The sequence below is a fragment of the Bathymodiolus thermophilus thioautotrophic gill symbiont genome (assembly GCF_003711265.1).
Lineage (GTDB): Bacteria > Pseudomonadota > Gammaproteobacteria > PS1 > Pseudothioglobaceae > Thiodubiliella.
The window spans coordinates 1,047,007-1,066,937 of sequence record NZ_CP024634.1 but is presented as its reverse complement, the minus strand read 5'-3'; the positions used below and the strand labels follow the sequence as shown (position 1 = coordinate 1,066,937).

The following is a 19,931-nucleotide window of genomic DNA, read 5'->3' as shown; positions in this document are numbered from 1 at the left end:
TATCATTAAACATTTACAAATGAGTGGAAACTGGTCTTTGGTTAATATGTGAGACCTTTGCATAAATATGAATAATCATCAAGAATCCTCGTTTTACCCACTTGGTAATTTTTTAAACCCAGCCTTAACTCTGCTAGGACAAGGTTTAAGAAAATTACCAAGTGGGCAAAAATTGAATTTTGCTAATCATCCATATTTATGCAAAGGTCTCTATGTATGTCCAATACAAAAGACCCATTGGTTTGCTTCTAAAAATAGTATTATTTATGTCGCATAACGCAAGTTTGCTAAAGATTTAACCACACTCATTGTTTTTTAGAATCTGGTAAAGGCATATAGATGCTTTGTTTAAATCCAGACACATGTGTGTCTTTTTTGATGCCTACATGTTGATAACCAGTAGAAGTTTTTAATCGATATAGCGAATCATAAGTATAAACACTTTTGCAATCCAAATCTTTAGCCTTAGGCATTAATAATTTAATAGTGTTATCTGTTAGGAAACTCAAATTGCCCTCTGGGTCCCAAACATGTAGCAAATCTTGCACCAATTTTCCTGCTTTATCTTTGCTTTGTATTTTAATAACTCGATGTGTGGTTTTTTCAAAGGAATGCACAACGACAATACCGTTGCCGTACTGTATTTTTTCTTCTTGTCCTTGAGCATTATAATCAAGTGACTTTATGTGGGTTACTTGCGTTTTATTGTTAAATGTTGTGGTTAAGCCAATGGGCTGCAATACTAAATTATATTGATATTGTTGTTGAGTACCATCAGCAGTTTGCAATAGCATTACTCTGTTAAGTGCATTAAATTGCCAATTGGTTTGGTAATGTGTGTCTTCTAATTTTGGGTTTTTCCTCCAATCTGGCTGCTGCTTATAATCCACTAAAAAAGTTTTTTTCTGAGCGCATAAATTATTAGTAATATTATAAATTAAATTTTCTGTTCTACCTGAGGAGTCTTCAATTACAACTGTCTTTCCATTTAAATTGTTCGTTGATGCATTGGGTAAAAAATCACCATAATGAAATTGATGCACCCTGTGATTCATTTTCAATTCACCCTCTTGCCCTGTAACTTGCTTGTAGAATTGTCTGCCATTATTATCATACGCCATTGAACTGCAAAAACCGCGACTGTCCCATTTTTTCAATAGCAGTCCTCTAATATCAAAAAAACTAATATGTATGCCACTGTCGACATTGTTCCATACCATCACAGAAGTTTTACCATGCCCCATATTATAAATAGTCTGAATATTTTGCACAGGTGGATTGAGTGCGCCTAATCGTGGATCGGCTTGTGCAATGACTCGACCTTGGAAATCAATAGTTGTGGTGGTAGCCAAATATTGCGGATCTTTATCCTTGGCATCCAACAAAACTGACAAATGCAAAAAGACATAACCCTGTGAATCCAATATCTTATACTCTGGTGTTTTATAGAAAATACTAGAATTTTGTAACGCTGTTTTTTCATCCTTTGTAGCGGGTATCTTGCCAGACATTACCCCTTTAAAATACGGACTATCTTTAACGGTATCACATCTGTCATAATTCCCCTCATGCCAGCCACTCCACTTGGTTTTTGTAATAAAACCCTTTGGGGTTTGTGTCTGATATAGCCTACCAAGTGGGTCATAATACATTAACCCCGGTGGCAATATGTCAACAGGGAAACTGGCATCATAGTTGGGATTTTCAGTGTAGTAATTTTCATAAAACTTAACTTTTTTACCCTTATTGTTGTAAGCAGATCTGCCAGAACAGATGTAGGTTATTTTGTTATTATATTGGGTTTGCATTTTGACTTCTAAGGCACGACCCAACCCATCAAAATAAGTGATTTTAAGGGGGTATTGTGTTTGACTTTTCACACCTTGGTGATGTACAAAAATATCCCGTTTAACAAATACATCGTGCATTGGTTGCTTATTGTTTTGCCAAGAGAAATCATCATAGAAAATATAAGTATCTGCTGATTGAACATATTTATCTGGATGTTTTAGAATATCTGCCAAGGTTGGTTGGGCTTGTTTTTGATAATGACTAATGGCTTCATTGCCCTCAGCTTTACCATTGGTTTTACCGTACATTGTTTCAGCATAAACACGGCCTAAGGGGTCGTAAGCCACTTCGTGAGTTATATTGTTATTGTCAATCAATTGCCAAGGTTTGAGTGCTTGATAATCAATTTTTCCAACAGATGATTGCTTGACGACTTTACTCGAAAAGTCATCTTTCAACACATGGGTCGCTTTAACGACAAACAAAGCCTGATCGTCGTACTTAAATTGAATATCTTTTCCAAATACATTGCTAACACCACTAATTAAGCAATATTTCTCTTGGCAATACACTACTTCGCTTTGCATCCAATAAATTTTATCTTTCAAAAGATAGCCGGCACTTTTTAAATCACTACTTGCCACCTTGTCTTTGTAAACTTGGGCAATAAGGCCTGTTGTATAAATACTAGACTCATGATGATGCTTTAATAATGGCAAGGTCGCTTGCTGATAAGGCAATGCTTTTTGTTGTTGTTTATCCCAATAGAACTGATTAACACTGTTTAACATACGCGCTTGTATTTTTTTATCTGCAAATGGTTGCTCATAAGCAATGATATTTGCCAAAGCCGTCTTAATTACATTTAATAAATACGCTCGAGTAAAACAGTGGTCAGTTTTGCTAAAATCAGGTGTTTTAATACCGTGTATTTCATAACTTGTCGTATTAATAGGCACACTTAATAAAAATAAATCTTGGTCATCTTGATTGAAATAACTATGCTGACCAAGTGATAATTTCACTTGCTTTTGCTGTGGGTATAGTTTGGTTTCCAAGGCAGTGTTGTTATTGTTTCTACGCCCATAAACAATATTACAAGACAACAAAGGGTGTCCATATTTATCAAGTTTCAACAACACCGTATGCCCTACTCTTGGATCAAAAGGGTCTCTTTCATAATGATAATCAAGCGTTTCATTATTACTAACAAAAAAGGAGGCAAATCCATGCCACGCATCTTTGGTGGTGTCGGCTTCGTGCAGTAACAATAATTGATAATTGTGTTCAATGACTTGATAGGGGTTCTTTGTTTGCTTGGTTTTGTCCAAAGCATAAACCTCACTTCTCAATAAATGCCCTTGTAATGCCTGATACGACTCTTGTAAAGTTTTGTCATTTTTACTAACGAAATTGTTAATAGGCAAATGATAAGCACGCGAATCTTGTTGATAAAACTCAGTTGCTAAATGCTGATAGAAACTGTTATCTGTATCCACAACACCAATAAAATACCACTGTTTGCTATAGACAGTTGGCTGATCCAAGGTGTTATTTAACAAATGCGTCTGTTCATTATCCCAAGATTCAGTATAAGCAAATCCTCTAAATTTTCTCTCATAAGAATCATAATAACCCTCGTGATAAGCATAATTTACACAAGATTTTGAGTCCGTTAAATTGTCTATTACTTCAATTTTATTAACCACCTGAATAGGGAAAGGCACATTCATTTTCCAAGGCTTACCTTGTGCTTTGTCAGCAAGAAAATAATCTACTGAAGAGCAGTGAGATACGGTGTATTCACCCCCATAACCATTGTCACTATGACAGAGTAAATGTGGTTTTCCATCAGTGGAAAAATCATACCAAACAGAGTCAAACCCAGGTGTGGACAAAACAAAACCATAACTGCCTGAACCCTTGATATCGCTAATCCAAATTCTAGAACGATTGGTATAAGGAATTTTAAGTTTTATCGTAATGGGGCTGGAAAATCCATTGCCCGATTGATTAAAATAAATAAGAAAATTATCTGCGTTAAAATAAAGAATATCAGCAACACCAGATCCATCACTATCAACCAAATGTAATCTACTTGAATCAAAATTTGCAAAGGTAGGTGCATTATCAAAGGTAACTTTTTTAGCAAACCTGCCTTTGCCTAAAGAAGCCCAACTCTCTACACATCCATCAATAATTCTAATACGATGAACCCGACCATCACCAAATAAATCACCAAAGCCTATCCAGTGTTTGGCGTCATAATTAAGTGTAGGGACATTGTTGTCATTATCAACTTGATAAGGATTGCCAAACCCCTCTTCATCCAAACCTTCGTAAACAACAATATAATTCTGATGAATTTGCAGCAAACTACTCTGCCCATTGCCATTGATATCGATATGTTCATTAGCAATGGCTTGATTAGCAAAAGCAGGGCTATACTTTTCAAAACTCTGATACGGCTGAAATTTATCGTCATCTGATCGAAGAAAAAAACCACCATAAAGCGCATTACCATATACAAAATCTAACCTACCATTATGATTTAAATCGGCAAAACTTTCTGTTTTCATTTGGTGATGAAAACTTGGAATATCAACAGAAGAAAATTCTTCATACTTACCCTTGCCTAGGGGTTGGGCGTAAAAAAAGTTAGTGTCGTCTCTGTAAATAATGCCAGGAATTCCATTGCCATTTAAATCAATAAATTCAAAATTTCGACTACCCTCCAACATTTTCAAATGATTAGGTATTTGTATGTCTTTGTAATCATTATCACTAAAATGATGCTCAACATAACCAAAGGTAGTTGTTGGTAATTTTTGCATCTGATAAGTATTTTTTTGCTTTCTATAACCTGTTTGCTCGTAGGCAGTCAACTGATTAAAGCCTACCAATTTTTCGGTCTTATAAGTAAAACTATACACATGGTTTAAAAAGGGTTGCCCTTTGTTTTCTGCTGGAAATTGGTGATAAATTAAAATATTTCTACACAAGCGATAACATCGTCTTTCAAAACCAGCTTTATAATGAGAAAAGGGGTCTGATCTTAATTTCCAGTCTTTTGCTGGGGCTTCTGGATTAGACAAATCATATTCACCATAATCAAATACAATTTTATAAGTATAAGAATCTGTCTTTGCCTCCTTTGCTCGCCAATTGCCATACTCAATACTAGCAGGATAAACATTAGCACCAATTACTCTGTTTTTCTCACTGGGCTTTGTTTTATCAACATTTTTATCGTCTTCTCTTTTATAATGATAAATAATGCCGTTGCCCTTGGCATCCCAGCTGCTGCTAATATTCCATTGCAAAACTCTAGATTTGGCATTCGGATCAAATATCTTGTCATTATCGCCTTTACCGTAAATGTGCACCATGCCGTTATGACCAATTACTTCCCAATATGAATCATATTTGGTTGTAAATATCTGTTTAATTTTAGCGAAACTTGTTTCAATTCTTGGTAAGTAAGAAATGCTCAGAATATCGTTATTCGTTTGTCGCTTAACTTCTAACAATTCACCCAAATCGCTTAAAATAAAAGTATCGTCGCTTGTATAAGTGGGTATGCCACGCTCTAGATCTCTTACTACATGAGGCGTAGTCAAAGCAAAACCCAAGCCAAATACCTCCATACCAGAACCCGAGTTATAAGACAGGTGCAAAGGTGGCTTTATACCTCTTGCAACTGGCACAGCCAATGGAATGGCAAACGACCCTTCTCCTTGATTGCCTACTTCATACCCCCCTGTTCTCGCCTCAAAAGAACCGCCACTTTTGGGAATAGATAATTTTGGTAATGTTATTGCCTTCTTCATGCTATTTAGTTGGTCGCCCAAAATACAAAGATAACACCTCAATTTTTAATAACTTATCTGGATCAATAAAGCCATCTTTAAGTATCGCCTTAAGATTATCATCTTTGGCAATAGCGTTCAAGTCAAATGACAACACCCAGTTGGCATTAATTGCATCAATACCCTTTAAGTCCAAATCAGTTGCCCAGCCAGTATCAACGCTCTCAGAATCTTTAACATTGTCTATTTCACCCTCACGCCAACCTTTAATCTCTGCATATTCGCCATTGTCTGTTAAGATTTTATTATTAATATCAACTTTGGTCACTTTGTCTCTAATACTAAGCGACAATATATCTGATTTTTCAATGTTAATACCTGCGCTAGTGGTAATCCTAACAACCACTTTATCTAGACTTACAAAATCAAAATAGCGCAACCCCTTAACATTAAAGTTAAAAGAAAATTCAAGTTGCTGCTTGCTAAGATCGGAATGATCCTGCATAAAGGTGTGCCAATTACTCAAAAAGCTTTGCTTTAAATCATAACAAAGTGCGGCTGGGTAAGTCGCTCCTTGTTTTAATGCCTCCCTCACTGCTTTAGTAAAGGCTGGACTGCCAGCAATAGCACTATAACGCAAATTGATAATAACATCAGAAATACTGGTGTAATCAATGCCTTTGTTGTCACTTACAGGCATAGACAATACCCATGTTGAGACTGCACCTGTATTTTCAAATGGTAAATACATTTCATCTCTAAAATCAAGTTGAAACACACCTGCATCCTCAATACCTCGAGAAATGGCAATTTTTTGATTATTACGCCAATCATTACGAATATTTTTCTTGCTACCATCCTGCTTTAACAAATATTTAACCGCTTCAATATCAGGCTGCAATACCACGGCACTATGCAATTGCAATAAAGTCGCATGTAAATTTTCATAAGGCCCTATAATCATTGGAACGCTAATAGAAATACTTTTAACTTGACGCTGATAATGACCTGGAAAGTCATTGTCAAACAGTCTTTCCGTTAATTCAAAAGTACACTTCCCTTTCTTAAAGTCCTTTAATGCCGCTGGATTAAATTCTTTCAAAGAAATGGTTTTTTCTATTTCTAATTTTCTGTTTTTTAAATATGTTTTATAAGATTGCTCCATAGTGGTCAAACTACCCAATAAACTTTCTCCTGCTAATAACCCCTTATGTGTCGTATCCCAATACACAATGTTGATAAATTCCTGTTCGCTATTTAATTCAAACTGATAGGATTTTTGCGCCAATGTCGCAGTTTTTAATGCCAACTGATACTGTTGATAATACAAGGCAGAAATACGGCCTGCTAGCCATTGATAAAGTTCTTTATTGGTAAACTTATGATGCAAATAATCAGCGACAACTTGATTCTGTTGAATTTGCGTCTTATTGTTTTCCAATTCTTGTTGCGTCATCTTGATTCTAACTCTACTGGCCAACATTTGATTGTTTATTTCTTCTATTTGGTCACCTGCTTGATCTGAAGAAAAAACCCATTCTTGATTGCGCCTATCGTAACTACCATCCGTTAACGCCCTTTGCGAAGCAAAAGTGGAGATGCTCGCACCAAGTGAGAATGTTTGACCAATAGCTGATAATTTTCCACCCAACTGAACGCCACCATAAGTTAGCGCAAAAGGCGATCCATATTGAGGAAGTCCAAAGGCATATGAAGCGGCAGCAAAGGATATACCAGAGGCAATGCCAAATCCAATGGACACATCTTCTAGCACTTGCGCTGTTTCTTCGTAGCTAGAGATACCTGTTTTAATTAATCCGTCATAATACCGCTTCTTATCTATAGCAGATTTTAAATTACTATTTAACCCACCTAAAACATTCTCCTCTTGTTCAATATTATCCTGTTTAAGATTGTTAATTAAGTTTAACATTACACCTTCTTGGGTAGTATGCAATAAAGACAAATCCTCGGCTTCATATTTTTCTAAATCACCCTCCAATAATCTACCTAATGACACCACACTATCGATACATTGTTTAGTTAACTGCACAATAGAGGCAAAGCGATAAATTGGCACAGTCTTACCATTCTGAGAATTGGCACTTAGTGCATTACCGCCCGAAGCAGTCGCTCTAACTAAATCCATAGGATTAATAGGTGGTGCAAATAGAGCCAGTTCTTGAAAATTACCTTTAATATCTAGGCTGTTATGGATTTTTTGTAACCGATCTTCAATGGTATCCCAACGCGCTATTAGATGTTTATTTTCTGGTATGCAAAAATAACTGGGTAAATCATTAAACGGATAATTTACCATCTTTGTTGCTGGCAAATTTTTAAAATGAAAATGGTTTTCCATATCAATCAAAAATTCTGGAATGGCACTTGACTTACCATATTTGGCTAAAATCGTTGCAAAACTGGCAGGGTTTTGCGAATGTTTTCTGCCCAAGTTTTCTGGTTTACTGCCTAGCATATCATAGGCATACAAATACAGCATGGTCGCCTCATTGATGGATTCGCGTGTATCAATAGTAAATAGGCTATCTCCCCACTGAATCAAGATATCAATATACAACATTAACACATATTTTTCAAACGCCCCAATTCTAAGTTGTGCAATGGCAAATGGATCAAAAGGATTGTCTTCGTATCGCTGTATAGAAGCCTTATTTGTCAACATGTCCTTTAAAGTTTGCAAGGTGTGATTGCGAAAAGGTTCAAAGTTCCAATAACTGTTAATTGGATTAACAATGTGGTAATTACTCAGTATACTTCGAATAATTCGAGTTTGCACTACACTTAACTTTAAAAAATCTAATTTTTCGTTGCCTTTGTAATTTTTATTAACATCACCATTACTATCAATATAAGGATTTTCATCTAATTTTGTCTCTTGTAACAACTTAAAAGCAGCGGCAGATGTTGTTGCATTAATTTGCTCGGGTGCCTCAGTGGAAAAAGTTTTTTCTGTTATATGCTTACGCTTTTTGGAGGGATTAAAAATATGCCTTAACCAATTAATTGCTTCCTCAAATTTATTTTGATTACTTAAGTTTTTAACAACCAAGATAGGAGCATGAAAAAATAATTCCCAGTAATATTGAGCATAAGGCCCTCGAACAAAGTCAACTTGATCGCCATTTAGAAGGCTAGGCAACTTGAGATTTTTAGCGGGCTGCAAATCACTTATCCAATTTCCTGTCGTTATTGGAATTTGTTGATTATTTAATGACAATGTCTTGCCTATCCCCTCTGTCATTAGTTGTTTTTTAAGTCGCACAAAAGCATTTGTATCCAAACGCATGACATTACAATTTAAATCTCCACAATCATCTATACTATATTTAACCTTGGATAATGGCTGACTATAAGGTGTATTGAAAATTGCAATCAATGAATTGCAGTTGATAGTTCGATCAAATATAGAATAAAGAGCTTGTTCTGATATAAAAATCTTGTTCCGAATCAGTATTCCCCTCACCCCTGCAATACCCATATCAATAATTTTTTGGCGACAGAGGCTATGTCGTATACTTATTATCCTTTCGCCTTTCTCGATAAAAGCCTGGTATATCGCCTCACTTTGTGATAGATTCACCAAAGGATTAACAAAAAATGCACTAGAAACTTTAGGAGAAGCAAGCATTACACAAAGTACCTCTAGGCTATTTTCGCCTAAAACATCTATCCTTTTCTTATTAAGATAAGTGTCCATCCATTCCCAATTATTAACCTTCATAACTTTTGTAAATTTCTCTATATCAACAAAGCCATAATCGGATTTGTCTGAAGCTAACTTGATAAAACCATCGGCCAAAAAAGCGGCAAATATTCTTTTTGATATGAGCAAGGTCATCTCACTTGTTTTTGGAAAATAAAAACTCCTTACTGATATTTTAGGTGTGCCAAAGTGTAAGGATGGGGAAATAATGCTAGATTGACTTGTATTTTTTGCTTGCAAGTCTAAAAACAAAGCGTTGTTTTTATTTTTATATAAGAAAGTGCCTGACTTATTTTTTACAGAAAATTGTTTACTATATTTACTGTAGATGCCATTAAACAATAACAACACTCTATTATTAATCCCAGTCATCAAGAAGTTGTCGACACTTAAAAGAAACTTCTGGTGTTCTCCCGATTTCAAGTTAAGTATTTTAGTTAATTGCGCCAATCTAGTCTTCTGCTTTTGGGATATGGCAGGATATTTTACTGTCGCACAATAACTAACAGAACGCATTAACTCTAGCCAACCTTGACCCTTTAACTTGTCTATAAGCTGCGCAATAGACATACCATCTGGCAATTCTGATGCCAAAATCTCAAAATTTAAGATCGTAAATTTTTTACTTGTTTGAAACTCGCCTAAAGGTAGAGTGTTGCCAAATTGATAATTGTCATATATATTACTCGCTAGATTTGCATACAACATATTGTCGTTGCCACTCATTAAAAACCTCAGGTCTCCATCTAGAAAAGAGGATAACCAAAAGGAACTTGTAGCCACATAGCCTTTTGCTAATTTTACCTCTGTTGGCATTAATTCTTGGTTAAACACTCTGACATCAATGTAAGGCAAATTCATCATAGCGTCATCTATCTCTATCCAACCCTGTTCTGAATTTTGCATACTTGCATACAAAACCATTGATTTGTATAAACGCAATTCAAATATACTTAATTCCTCTATACTTTCTGTCTTCAGTCCGTTTTTGAAAGGCTCCCCCCATTTATCGTTAAATTGAGCAAGAAAAGGTCCGTAATATACTGCAATATCGTTACCAACATTAGTAGCATAAACAGTATTCCACTCATCAGAATCCATATCATCAAACACACCGTTAAAGAGAATGCCTGTTTCTAATTTATTTAGACCAATACCCTGTTGATCGTCAACATAAACAATCTCTTCTGGTATTAATGTTTGCGCACTCCCCCAAGAGTTATTACCTTGAAGAACAATATATTCAATCTTTGCCTTATAAACATCCAAACGATTGGTAGCAACACCGCCACTATTGCTTCCACCTTTTTTTGATGATGGTGACGAGACATCAGAAGTGCTGGATTTTTCAACTTCCACCCAAAGTATCATCAACTTACCAGCATGATAAATCGGTGTAATGTTCTTACCTTTAATAGCAACATCAATTTTATTCCATGACGACCACATACCTGTACTTTCAAAATCAAAATGACTATTAAGTGGATGACTATAAGTGCAATAATAATATTGTGGTGGGTGCGTTGCACTCACAGCAAAGAAATAATAAAGCGCCTGGTTCTTGTCCTCAGTGTAATAACTGGATAAATATTTCATATCCGCCAATTGTTCAAAACCTTGAAAGTATTTCTCAAACGCTTTTTGTGTGGCTTCTGGGGTAATATTATTCTTTAATATAGTTTGAGAAAAATCTTGAAATAGTGTAGATTGATTTTTTCGCAAACTCGGCTCTAAATAGTTTTCTGGGTATAAATAAACTTCTCTATTGGCCTCCCAAATACGATAATTACTAATCCATTGCCACCATATATCTTTTATTTCCATATGTACAATAAATTGCTCAACATCAAGTTTTACTCGTTGCAAGTAAAGTTGTGCTGCACTGATGGCCTCTTTAATATAAGAAGTTTTAATTTTTGCTGACACACTAACATCTGTCAGCAAATACTCGGACAAGTTATTTGTCGACTGTATATCGGTATAAGTTTTCCTTAAAGCCCAAGTTGCAGCCCCCACGATAACATCACGCTTTTTCTCCAAAACCTTCCCTGATATAATTTGCGCCGTTACTTGAAAGTTATCAGTCGTATAACAAGATTTTAATTGTGCAAAAAGTAACTCTGATGCTGCTTGCATATTAGCATGCTTATCCGTTGTTGTTTTATCAGCCAAAGAAAACAACATATTAACATCATCGCCAAGATGCTTAGTTAAAGAGAAAATATCGTTAACCAAAACAATTAGAGCGACAATATCTTTGTTATATTTTGTATAACGAGACGATATTGCCTGAACTTGATCTATATCCCAATTAGTAAGATGATGCAATATACCGTCTCTTTCGGAAAGACAATAGTCGCTCTGTGACACATTAGTAATAAAGCCACCCACATCTGCAAAAGTAACACATAGATACATATCCTTAGTTTCTTTTATAGTTGATGTATAAAAAAGAACGCCATTTTTATAATAACCAACAGTATTTCCATACCTTTCAACAGATAAGACATCATCAGTCGTATATGAGCCAAATGCAGGCATTTTATTCTTTCCTTTTTCTACAACAAATATCAACCCTTGGTTTGCAAATATAGCATAATTAATAGTACTATAAAATGTACTTGCAAAAGTAACAGCAAGACCAAACATAACTTGTGTATTTCCTTGCCCCATTTTAAAAGAAACCTTTCCATTCTTAACGATATCTGATGAAAAAGCAATACTTTGAGACCAGCTTTCAACTTTAGAGGTATTTGTTATAGTGTTAACATTTGTAATTGTATAGCCCTTGCCTTGATTGAAATTCGGCATAAAGCTTTGTTTGTCTATATAACGAATAAAATCATTCTGCGTGTCATTAAATTGCTCTTGTAAACCTCTAAAAGCAGTCAAATTTTGTAATTGCGTTAAATTAATACCAACTTTTATACTGCTAGCCGGAAATTTCTTAAAGCCATATGACTCTGGATGTTGATTAACACTAGATAATAAAACAGGGGTGTTAATTTGTAAAAAATTATTAAGTGCCAAAAGTCGTGAAAATCTGATAATAGGCAATTGAGCATCTTTGAGACTATCAGTTGTTAAAAAATCAAGCACCCAATCTGTAGAATTCATACGAAACAATGCCTGCATTATCTCTTGCGATACATTGAGGTAATTGGCAATAATATCAATAAGTTTTGACACGGTTTCATCGGTTACCTTACCTACCTCCAATGGGGTCAATGCCCTAGTAGATTTCAACCATTGTGGGAAATCTTTGATAGAAAAACCCAGGTCAACATAACGACTCATATTGCCATTGATAATATAGTCCACTTTAAAAACATTGGTATTGTGTTTTTTCATCCACATTGCAGTATTAACCAGTGATATCAAATCATCAATCGGATTGGACCAGCCCTGTGCTTGTATTTGAATTTTGTTTAAATTTTCATTGATTAAAACAAATTCAACAATATTAATATGCAACCAATTTGCAATTGAACTATAAGAATAGAGTAATGACAAATTTTCAACACTCAATGGCAACGATTTATTAGAAATACTAAGAACTTTTAATGCATACTTACCCAATGCCAGTAACTCTGTTTTCCCCAATCCCAATTGACTTAATATGTTAATTACCGACAAAGGTATTTCTTTATTAGACAAATCCCAAGTTTGCACTGTATCTTTATAAGTGGGGTTTCCCGCATAGGAGGGATGATAAGGGACTTCATTAGCGCCGTTAAAGATAATATCAAAAGGTGCCTCAGAAGCAACGCCAATACCAACACCATAAGTTTTTACAATACCCAAACCATCTAATATATTGACAACAGGTTGCTCTAATAAGTCTGCCAATTGATAGATTTTGCTAACCGCAGTTAGATGATCCCCGCACAAGGCATCAATACGATTACTGTTGGCACCGCTATCATAGGGTGCTATGCCAGTAAGTAAAAATTCTGCCACATTCAATAACCAATCTGCCTCTTGAAACGAAAACCCAATATATTGAGAGAAACGAATAAAGCGCCCAATCATATCAAGATTGTCAGCAACGACAGTTTTGTCACTGTCCACATTTAGGTTTTGAATGAAATCCCCTTTAGAATCTTTTTTAATATAAAGATAATGCTCGGTAACTGCTTTATGCTTAGCAAGGTGCTTGCCAATGTAAAAGTTTTTGGCACTTTCTTTTTCTTTGTCAAGATCTAAATTCTGTTGAAATAAATCTATTAAATCTTTGGCGTCAAAATCAGCTTTTTTAGAAAACAAAGCGCACAGTTGCATTTTTGCTAACGAATCCTCATCCCAAAGCGTCGTTTGTCTTTTTACATCTTCTGTTGTTATTAATTTATATTGCTCTGGAGACAAAGTTAATAATTCACGAAAACAATATTTTTCATCTGCTTGCAATGTTTTATAAATGGCCAATAAATCAAGTTCAACCTGATCAAGCCCAGAGCGGATTTGTGTTAATGGCAAGCAAAAAGGCAAGCTGAATGGATAAACCGCTTGATCTAACCAAGCAACATAATCTTTTTTTGCCTCAGGAATAAGTTTTTTCAATAATGCATCAATTCTTTCGTTGACAATTTTCAATTTTAAGACTTCGGTGGTAACATTATTTTCTGTTAATACCAACTCCTTTATATCGGGTCTTCTGTCAAAAAAATGCAATCCTGAAGGGATGGTTTTCGCATTGGTATCACTAATATAGATTTGGGTAATGCGCATTAGATCTAACAAATAAGCTGCAGGGCCAAAAATAGAAGAAAACTCGGAACATTCATAATAATCCAAACTGCCAAACAAACTCTCATAACTTGGCGAGCCTTTAAAGGAAGCAGAAAGCTCGGGATCTGCTGTAAATGCTTTGGTGCTAGCAAAATGACCAGAGGGATGTAAATTCTTCATATTGGCCATCATATGCATGGTAGTAGACCGAATGGCTTGTGCTGCTTTGTGAGCATCTTCTAACTGTTTGTTATCGGGAAAATCTTGACACAATTCTAAAAACTGACTCAATGGCATTGCTGCAATATGATTGGCAGAATGAAGCCCTTTGTCCATCAAGTATGTTGTTGTATCATCAGCAATATTTAATCGCATCAATCTTTGTCGCCTAGCAAGCTCCTTCCATTCCTCGCTATTTTGAATTATATTGTGCTTTCTTAAAATTACACTGTCAAATAAATCTATCGTTTTAACATCCATTTACATTCCCCTTTAATTTAATACATCAATTGATTACTGTTCATAAAAATAATATTAGTAACAAAAACAATCTGATAACGGTGTCAATAAAAACCTTTAGCATAAACATAAATAATTAAAAAAAAATTAATTTTTTGTGTCTTATGCAGAAAATTCTAACAAAGATTATAATGATATTTTGGTATAATGGAGAAAAGATTCGTATAAAAATATGGCATTCATAAAATTTACCCCATTTTTTCAATACAATAAACTTCAATTTAGCGCCTAAAAGTTAGTAATCCCACACCCAATGCAACCAAACTAACGCCCAAAAATTGATAAATACCAAACGGCTCAGAAAGAATAAATACAGCCAATATAATGGTAACAACGGGTCCCAACATACCTACAATACTTGTTTGCAAGGGAGAAATTCTGTGAATTGCTTCGCTGATTAAAAAACTGGGGATGACTGTGCTAACTATTGCCAATAAAAATATCCACAACCAAGCATTATGGCTAATAGATATTTGAGAAAAATCAAACAATAAGAAATAAAAGAACAAAACAAATACACTGGAGATGCTCATAGCAACCGCAGTAAATAAAACGGAGCCAATTTTACCAATGATATTTTTACTGAGCAATACATAAAATGCATAACTCAATGCCGAAAAAAATACCAATATAACGCCAGTTTGGGTATTGTTGTTGTTACCACTTAATAGGCTTTCTTGGCTGAACATAATCCACAAACCTAGATAAGTGGTGAGGAGGACAATAATAATGCGCTTAGATAATGGGGTGGCAAAAAATAGTGCACCCAAAATGGCAGTAAAGATAGGGTAGGTGAATAAAGTTAATCTCTCTAAGCCGGCAGAAATATATTCAAGCCCTTTTAAATCAAGCAAAGATGCTAAAAAATATCCGATAAAACCCAATCCAACAATACTGAAAAATGTTGCTCGAGTAAGCACTTTACATTTGTCTTTTTTCCAAAAAAGATAACCCAATATACCAAGATAAATAGGCAATGCAATTGCCATGCGTAACATAAGTACGATATCACTATTCAGCCCCTCAAGATAAGCCAATTTAATAAAAATAGATTTTAAAGCAAACAAAAAAGTACCTAAAAATGCTAATAGCAAACCTAATAAGGTGTTTTGTTGAGTGTTATTCATAGATTTTGCGATTATAATAGGTTTTTTTCTCCAACAAGAGCAAATATGTTAAAAAAACTGATTAAATTCCTAGAAAACAATTATCCCGATAGTAATATTGGCAATTATTTAGATGCCAAGTATATTCAACTAAGTGGCCCGCAATTGAAACAAATTGCTGATGCACTAAACAACAATGAGTTACAAATCAAATCAGCGTCCGATTGTAGTGCCGAAAGGTTTATTTTTCACTTTGGCAATACGCTTATTTTGGTGCAAAAAGATCTGACAGATTCATCGGCTACTTATCAGGCAGAACTTGCTTGGGAAACGGATTTTTTAGCAGTGCATTCAACCAGAAATAAAGGCAAGGGCTTTTATTTTATTGCATTTGAATTTGATGACGATTATCAGGCAACACTCAAAACAACCGACAAGTCACTGGAAGATCAAATTAGAAATATTGAACAAGACCAGGCACTGATTGACAAAACAATGCCTGTCTTAAAAGGCTTTATGAGTGCTATATCAAAATAAATATGGGCGCTTAACAAACTTCAATCTTATACAAAGTCTTTAAATGGCTTTTAGCCACTTGACTTTGTGATTTCCTTGAGTTTTAACCCTGCTTTAAAAGTTGTTACCTTTCTGGCTGAAATCATTACAGGCTTGCCTGTTTTTGGATTTCTGCCTGGGCGAGCGACTTTTTCTTTGATGACAAAATTGCCAAAACCAGATAATTTAACATCCTCACCCTTGGCAAGAGAATCTCTGATGGTGTCAAAAAAATCATTGGTTAATGACAATGCTTGGGTTTGACTAATACCTACTTGTTCTGCCAATAAATCGGCAATATTTTTCTTGGTTAATGACATTATCTTTGTACGGCACCAAATTTGCTTTGCAGCAAATCTAACACCTTATCCACTTTGTTATTTACTTGCGCATCATCCATTGTCGCCTCAAGCGATTGGTAAACCAGATTAAGCGCAATACTTTTTTGTCCAATTTCAATATTTTCACCTGCATAGACATCGAATAAACTTACACCAACAAAATTTTGTTGTTGCATTGCTTCAATACTGTCTATCAATACAGCCACAGGTGTTGCCTCATCTAATACCAGTGCAATATCCCGTTGAGATTGCTGGTATTGAGAAAAGGCTTCGTATTTGGCAATTTTACCTGCGAGCAACACCGGTAAATCAATTTCAAATAAATAACATTTTGGCAATGACAATTCCTTAGCAACATTTGGTGCTAAGGCACCAATCCAGCCGACTTGTTTGTCGTTTAATGTTATCTTGGCAGTTTGACCTTTTTGCAAGGCGGGGTGTTCGCTTGCACTAAATTCAAATGTGACACCTGTTAATTTAAGCAACGATTCTAGGTCAGCCTTGGCATCGAAAAAATCTACTGGCATTAAATCACCCGACCACTGCGCATCAAAGCGATTTCCCGAAATAATACCTGCCAATTTATTCGATTGTTCATTGGCTTTAACACCCGAAAAACACAAACCAATTTCAAAAAATCTAGCGTTATTATGCCCGCGCCTTTGATTGGATTCAACGCTTTGCAACAACCCTGCCCAAAGCGATGAACGCATCACCGACAGTTCGGCTGAAATAGGATTGGACAGTGCAATTTTATTGGCGTTAGCATTAATCAAATTGTGATATTTTTCTGAAATAAAACTATAGGTAATAACTTCTTGATAGCCTCGTGTTACCAGAGATTGTGCAATATCATATTTGTCAATTTGCGCCTCTTCAACAGCGTTAATATTGGCATCAAGTGAGAGTTTTTGCACGGGTATTTTGTCATAACCGTATAGCCTTGCCAATTCTTCAATCAAGTCAGCAGGAAGGCGGATGTCAAATCTGAAACTTGGCGGAACAATAGTCCAAGTGTTGTCCGTTTTGCTGCTGATTTCAAAATCCAATCCAATAAATTTCTTTTCAATCCACTTGGCTTCTAACTCAAACCCTAAAATTTTATGAATTTTATCTTGGGTAATGGTAATAGGCAGCAATTTTGGCAAAGAGGCTTTATCAATGCAAGCATTAACATCGCTCGCTTGTCCGCCGCAAATTTCAATAATCAATTGCGTGGCTCTATCCAGTGCCAACTCGGTAATGGCAAAATCCACGCCTCGTTCGAAGCGCAATGAGGATTCAGTATGTAAGCCATAATTTCTGGCCTTGCCTGCAATCGATACGGGCTCAAAAAAAGCGCTTTCCAATAAAATATCTGTGCTGTTACTCTGTGTGGCACTGTCTAATCCACCCATCACACCTGCGATTGCAAGCACTGAACCGCTATCGGCAACGACCAAAGTATCCTCGTTTAGCGTTACCGTTGTTTCATTTAGCAATGCAATTTTCTCACCTGCTTTTGCGTTTCTAACTTCAATTGCACCGTTAATTTTGGTCGCATCAAAAGCGTGCATTGGTTGCCCCAACTCCATTAAAACGAAATTAGTAATATCAACCACAGGCGAATGGAGTGCTTGACCAGAGCGAACAAGTTTGTCAATCATCCACTGCGGTGTTTTAACCGTATTATCAATACCCAAAACACTTCTACTTAAGTATTTAGGGCAAGCTGTGGTGTTGCTAACACTGGTATTAATACTTGATTTGACTTGTGTTTGAACGGGAAAGCTGGGCAATTCAAAAGGCAATTCGTAATTTGCACTTACCTCACGCACCACTCCTAATATTGAAAAACAATCGCCACGATTAGGTGTAATGTCTAATTCAATAATATTGTCATCTAAATTTAAATATTTTCTAATATTTTCACCAATAGGGGCATTAGCGTCTAATTCAGCAATGCCTTCAGATGAATCTGCCATACCTAATTCACTGTCAGAACAAATCATACCCAATGATTCAACACCACGAAGTTTGGCTTTTTTAATCTTCAATCCATTCGGCAACACAGCACCAACTGTGGCAACAATCACTTTTAAATCAGCACGAATATTATTGGCACCACAAATAATTTGCAGGGCATCACCCTTGCCAACATCCACTTGGCACAAATTTAACTTATCAGCATCGGGGTGTTTTTCACAAGACAGCACATGTCCTACCACAATATTTTCAAAATAAGGAGCAACAGGTGCCATGCCGTCAACTTCTAAACCTGCCATGGTTAACTGCTCGGCTAACACTTCATCGCTAACCTTTGGGTCAATCCATTCACGCAACCATGTTGTTGAAATATTCATTATTTAAACTGCCTTAAAAAGCGGATGTCATTTTCAAAGAAAAGACGCAAATCGTTCACGCCATAACGCAACATTGCCAACCGTTCAACACCCATACCAAAAGCCAGCCCCGTGTATTCCTCACTGTCAATCTTCACCGATTCTAGAACATTCGGATGCACGACGCCACAGCCCAAAACCTCTAGCCAGCCTGTTTTTTTGCAAACACGACAACCTTCGCCGCCGCAAATAACACATTCAATATCTGCTTCAGCCGAAGGCTCGGTAAAGGGAAAATACGAAGGGCGAAAGCGCACTTTCAAATCTTCTTTTTCGAAATAGGCACGCAAAAAGTCAATCAACAAACCTTTAAGTTGTGCAAAGTTTGCCTCTTTATCAACAATCAACCCTTCTACCTGATGAAACATCGGCGTATGGGTAATGTCTGAATCGCAACGATACACTCGACCTGGCGCAATAATACGCACGGGCGGTTTTTGATTCTCCATAGTGCGGATTTGCACGGGAGAAGTGTGTGTTCTAAGCACAGAGCCATCGTCAAAATAAAAAGTATCGTGCATTGCACGCGCTGGATGATGTTCGGGAATATTAAGTGCAGTAAAGTTGTGAAAATCGTCCTCAATTTCAGGACCAGTTTCTACTTCAAAACCGTTTTTTGCAAACAAGGATTGAATGCGCTTAAGGGTAATAGTAACAGGGTGAAGCCCGCCCATTTCAGCATTACGCCCCGGTAGAGAAACATCCACTTTTTCACTAAGCAGGCGCTTTTCCAACTCAATGGTTTCTAATGCATTTTTTCGCTCAGTTAATAGCGTTTGCACCACACCTTTGGCTTGGTTAATTACCCCACCCATCTTTGGTCGCTCTTCTGCACTCAACTGCCCAAGGCCTTTAAGTAGGGCAGTTAACTCGCCCTTCTTACCTAAAAGCGCAACTCTTAAATCTTCTAAATCATTTAAGTTTTGCGCTTTTTCAATGGCACCTTTTGCCCTATTGAGAATATCGTCAATCAC

Annotated in this window: 8 protein-coding genes; 2 read left to right on the top strand and 6 right to left on the bottom strand. The window is 36.1% G+C overall.

The genetic code is table 11. From position 1 onward, the window contains the following. Nucleotides 1–67: 67 nt before the first annotated feature. Complete coding sequence (locus tag MS2017_RS11150) at nt 68–277, top strand: hypothetical protein (protein ID WP_139458112.1); 210 nt, start codon at nt 68–70, stop codon at nt 275–277. A 28-nt stretch (nt 278–305) separates the two neighbouring features. Here MS2017_RS11150 and MS2017_RS03900 read toward each other — a convergent pair whose 3' ends face one another. From MS2017_RS03900 to MS2017_RS03890, 3 genes are all read right to left on the bottom strand, one after another. Next, the gene (locus MS2017_RS03900) at nt 306–5,621 is read right to left on the bottom strand and encodes a SpvB/TcaC N-terminal domain-containing protein (RefSeq protein WP_122951321.1); all 5,316 of its coding nucleotides are present in this window, start codon (nt 5,619–5,621) and stop codon (nt 306–308) included. 1 nt (nt 5,622) lies between these two features. Further along, nucleotides 5,623–14,535, bottom strand: coding sequence for a Tc toxin subunit A-related protein (locus MS2017_RS03895; protein ID WP_122951320.1), 8,913 nt, complete (start codon nt 14,533–14,535; stop codon nt 5,623–5,625). A gap of 260 nt (nt 14,536–14,795) precedes the next feature. Beyond that, nucleotides 14,796–15,701 carry a DMT family transporter gene (locus MS2017_RS03890; RefSeq protein WP_071563882.1) on the bottom strand — a complete coding sequence of 302 codons (906 nt, stop codon included), beginning with the start codon at nt 15,699–15,701 and terminating at the stop codon, nt 14,796–14,798. Between the two features lie 45 nt (nt 15,702–15,746). On the opposite strand from MS2017_RS03890, the gene MS2017_RS03885 reads away from it, so the two are divergent. Further along, the gene (locus MS2017_RS03885) at nt 15,747–16,217 is read left to right on the top strand and encodes a hypothetical protein (protein WP_071563883.1); all 471 of its coding nucleotides are present in this window, start codon (nt 15,747–15,749) and stop codon (nt 16,215–16,217) included. 50 nt (nt 16,218–16,267) lie between these two features. On the opposite strand, the gene MS2017_RS03880 is transcribed toward MS2017_RS03885, so the two are convergent. Genes MS2017_RS03880 through pheS form a run of 3 tightly spaced genes read right to left on the bottom strand, consistent with a single transcriptional unit; the run spans nt 16,268 to nt 19,931 of the window. After that, entirely contained in the window at nt 16,268–16,555 is a 288-nt protein-coding gene (locus tag MS2017_RS03880) for an integration host factor subunit alpha (RefSeq protein ID WP_071563884.1), read from the bottom strand. Then, entirely contained in the window at nt 16,555–18,918 is a 2,364-nt protein-coding gene (gene pheT / locus MS2017_RS03875) for a phenylalanine--tRNA ligase subunit beta (protein WP_122951319.1), read from the bottom strand. Before pheT ends, MS2017_RS03880 begins: the two co-directional genes overlap by 1 nt. Continuing rightward, nucleotides 18,918–19,931 carry a phenylalanine--tRNA ligase subunit alpha gene (gene pheS / locus MS2017_RS03870; protein ID WP_071563886.1) on the bottom strand — a complete coding sequence of 338 codons (1,014 nt, stop codon included), beginning with the start codon at nt 19,929–19,931 and terminating at the stop codon, nt 18,918–18,920. The genes pheT and pheS overlap by 1 nt, the downstream gene beginning before the upstream one ends.